The 245-nt window shown below is 57.6% G+C and carries 1 pseudogene; it reads left to right on the top strand.

What is annotated here, in order from left to right:
- Nucleotides 1-114, top strand: a pseudogene (locus ACWJ62_RS19825) (tRNA 2-thiocytidine(32) synthetase TtcA); the annotation flags it as partial.
- Nucleotides 115-245: the final 131 nt, after the last annotated feature.

A 245-nucleotide genomic window follows, 5' to 3' on the forward strand; every position in this document is an offset into this window, starting at 1 on the left:
AACCTCTACGATTTTCGGGAAGGAAGGCGCCTCGGCGGTAAACGCCAGGCCGTTCACACTGCCGAACCTGAGGCCACTGCTGACTTCGGTCGCCTGGACGTGTTGAATATCTAGGTAGCTAGTGTCCGAACAGATGCAGGAAAGGCAGGGTCCATAGCCCGAAGAGGATAAGCAGCCCACCGGTGACCTTCCGGAACAACTGGTGGCTCTGCAAGCCTCGGATCCAGTTGGCCGCAAAACCTGTT

The sequence above is a fragment of the Marinobacter sp. PE14 genome (assembly GCF_053566155.1).